Below are 3,625 nucleotides of genomic sequence, written 5' to 3'. Positions count from 1 at the left end.
CATCCGCAATGCAAATTCTTCCCTGGTAAAGCTGTAGACCTGAGTACCGTTTTTCTCAACAGCAAAGGAGGCACAGACACTGCCCAAAGTGGCGCTGGTTACCAGGTCTTTTCCCTGGATAAGTCCGCTGACAAGGCCGCCGCGGTAGGCGTCTCCGGCACCGGTGGGGTCGACTACCTGCCGGGCTGTGAAGGTGGGGATCCGGGTGGTGTTTCCCGCTTCGAAGATTTTTGATCCTTCTCCCCCGTAGGTGATAATCGTGGTCCCGGCTTTTTCCAGCAGTTCTTTTTCGTCAAAGCCGGTTTTTTTCAGGATCATATTGAATTCATAGTCGTTGACTATCAGCATTCTGCAGCCGGAGATCACCTCCTTGAGGTCATGGCCGTCAAGCATGGGCAGGGACTGGCCGGGGTCAAAGATATAGGGAATATTTTTTTTACGGCACTGTTTCGGGTATTCGATCATGTCTGTCAGATTGCCGGGCGAGATGAGCAGCAGGGTGTTCTGTGGGTCCAGGGAGGAAAACTCCAGATTGGAGGAATGTTTCATGGCGCCGGGGTTGAATCCGGTGATCTGGTTGTTGCTTTTATCGGTGGTGATATAGGCACCGGCAGTCAGCTCCTCCTCTATGACCCTGATGCCTTCCCGGCTGATGCCGTTTTTCTCCAGCCACTCAAAATACTGATGGTAATCACTGCCGATGGTAGCGGAAAACGTGGCTGATTCACCCATGAGATTCAGGGCGTAGGCGATATTTCCAGCGGTGCCGCCGAAATTTTCGGTGACTCCATCGACTTCGAAGGCCACGTTGAGGTTATGGATTTTTTCCGGCAGGATATGATCGGAAAAATTCTGGGAAAAGTTCATGATTCTGTCGTAGGCAAGAGAACCGGCAATAATAACTTTCATGGGAAAACCTATCTTTTAAATATAGTTAACGTCGGGGGCGAGTTAGTGTCTGTCCAGAAGTCTACCACTATCTGGAGTCGCTTTCATTACGATTTTTCTGTCCATTGACATTTGCCAGGTATACCGCGCCGATAACAATCGCGCCGCCGAGAAACTGCAGGGGCGCGAGTTGCTCTCCAAGGAGAAACCAGGCACCGCAGGCGGTTACCAGTGGAATTCCGTTGATGCAGACCGATACCCGGGAGGCGGGGAGCTTGGTCAGGGCGTAATTGTAGCAGAGAAAGGCGCCGATTGTGGCAAAAACAGTCAGGCCGATAACGGCACCAATGGCCTCCGCGGTTACTTCCCGCCACTGGATCTGCGGCATGGTATAGAGAAAAGCGGGGAAAAAGATAATCGCGCCGAGAATGATCTGCATTCCGGTAATCTGAATGGGTGAAAACAGCTCACCGAGCTTGCGGGTCAGGATCATATACATGGAGGCGGAGAGAACAGCGCCGAGAATGAGGGCATCTCCCAGAAGCGTGCCATTCATTTCCTGGATATCACGGCCACCGAAGACCAGGAGGATTACCCCGATCATGGAAATAATGATGCCGATAATATTGAGAAATCGAACACGTTCCCTGAGAAAAATAATGGAGAGGATCAGGACAACGATGGGAATCGTGGCGATAATGAGGGAAGCCTTGGTTGCCGAAGTATGTTGCAGGCCGAGAGTCTCGAAGGTGAAGTAGAGCCCGGGCTGAAAGATGGCCAGGAAAAGCAGGGGCTTAAGGGTGTTCCATGTCATGGAAGGGAAGCCTGTGCGCAGCAGGAGAAAGGTGAAAAAAACAGAAGCGGTGAGAAAGCGCAGGAAGATCAGGCAGAAAGGCGGAAAACTCTCCAGGGCGATTTTTGTCGCTACAAAAGAGAGCCCCCAGAAAAGAACGGCCAGAGCCAGGGCGATATAAGTGAAAAGAAGCTGTCTGGTTGAAAGTGTGTTCATACGTTTTCCTGTAACTCCTCACAGGGGCAGCAACGATGTGATTCTATTATCTCTGTACTGTAATTGTTCACAGGTACCACAGATTTTTGAAGGTTCTTCTGTTCGCTACAGCCTACTTATACGGACAGAAGAGACTGTGAAAAGCTGGGGTGTCTGTAAGCATTTACGTTTTCCTGAATTTTTCAAGGCACCCTACAGTATCATGGGAAAAAAATCTTGTACTGATTCTTAATTGCAGAAAACAGGTGGATTGTCCGGGTCGGACCTGGTATTGCTCAACACGATTCTTCTTGAATTTTAGTGAGGAGTTTGGTACCCAACAGAGTTAAGATTCAGGTGGCTCAGGAGAAGCCTGTTTTTATTTGATGGCAAAAGCCTGTTGTTCATACCGTACGGGTATGTTATTACGTCCATCCATTACATAAATGTCCCGAATCCGTCAGCGGATGTTCAGAAGGGTATTTGGTCGCAGGGGTAGCAACTCTTTGATTTTATTCCCTTTGAACTGTAATTGTTTGTTCACAGGTACCACAGATTTATACAGGCTTTTTTTGTTCGCTATAGCCTACCTATGCGGACAGAAGAGACCGTGAAAAGCTGGAGTGCCTGTGAACAATCACTTCGAAGGGGGGCGAGTAATTACGCAATATGAGGTGTTATAACGGGGGAGAGTATTTTTCCCTTAAATGTTGAATCCAAAACAAAGGAGATGAGGATGCGAAAACTTTCACTGTTACTGGTTGCTGCACTGGCAGTATTAACCTTTACTGCCGGTTCTGTCTATGCCGTTGATACCCTGGCTGAAATCCAGAAACGAGGTGTACTGAAAGTCGGTATGGAACCCGGTTACATGCCGTTTGAGCTGACAAATCAGAAAGGGGAAATCATTGGTTTTGATGTTGATATGGCAAAACGTGTCGCAAAGGCCATGGGTGTAAAGCTGGAACTGGTCTCCACAGCCTGGGATGGTATTATTCCCGCCCTGTTGACCGGCAAGTTTGATATGATCATGTCCGGCATGACCCTTACCCAGGAAAGGAACATGACCATCAACTTTGCCACTCCCTATATTCTTATAGGTCAGACCATTCTGCTGAAGAAGGAACTGGCAGGAGAAGTCAAGTCTTATAAGGACCTGAATAATGCAAAATACACAGTCGCCTCCAAGCTTGGAACCACCGGTGAGCAGGCCACCAAGCGGATGATCTCCAAGGCAAAATATATCTCCTACGAGACAGAGCAGGAAGGTGTTATCGAGCTCGTCAACGGGAAAATTGATGCCTTTATCTACGATATGCCTTTCAATGCCATCGCTTTTTCCCAGAAGGGCAAGGGGAAAATTGTTCACCTTGACCAGCCGTTCACCAAAGAGCCTCTGGCCTGGGGTATCCGCAAAGCTGATCCCGATTTCCTCAACTGGCTGAACAATTTCATGAACCAGATCAAATACGACGGCGTATATGACAAGATTTACAAAAAATGGTTCAAAGATGACGCGTGGTTGAAAGAAATCCAGTAAAAAGCATGGCTGGGCCGTATGGTTCAGTCATTTATGCCCTTTGGGCACAACAGACAATGAAAATGCCAGCTGCAGAAAACTCTTTTTTGCAGCGGGATTTTCAGATAACAGGAAAACGCTATTTTGAAAGGCTCACAGGATACGTGGCCCTGGAAGGTTCTGCTGGCAGTCATTCTGATTCTGGTGGCTGCCGGCACCTGGGGTGCCGT

At 48.6% G+C, this 3,625-nt stretch carries 3 protein-coding genes; 1 reads left to right on the top strand and 2 read right to left on the bottom strand.

The window, feature by feature from the left end; genetic code table 11:
• Together ACXLDX_RS10900 and ACXLDX_RS10895 are read right to left on the bottom strand one after the other, a co-directional pair.
• A partial coding sequence (locus ACXLDX_RS10900; protein ID WP_457577210.1) for a carbohydrate kinase family protein occupies positions 1–909 on the bottom strand: 909 nt, incomplete at its 3' end.
• Positions 910–976: 67 nt separating this feature from the next.
• Complete coding sequence (locus ACXLDX_RS10895; protein ID WP_457577209.1) at positions 977–1,897, bottom strand: DMT family transporter; 921 nt, start codon at positions 1,895–1,897, stop codon at positions 977–979.
• Positions 1,898–2,606: 709 nt separating this feature from the next.
• Here ACXLDX_RS10895 and ACXLDX_RS10890 point away from each other — a divergent pair.
• Complete coding sequence (locus tag ACXLDX_RS10890) at positions 2,607–3,416, top strand: transporter substrate-binding domain-containing protein (protein WP_457577208.1); 810 nt, start codon at positions 2,607–2,609, stop codon at positions 3,414–3,416.
• Positions 3,417–3,625: the final 209 nt, after the last annotated feature.

It is taken from the genome of Desulfomarina sp., from assembly GCF_054039375.1.
The sequence above is the reverse complement of the archived record's forward strand: the minus strand, read 5'-3'. Positions and strand labels throughout refer to the sequence as shown.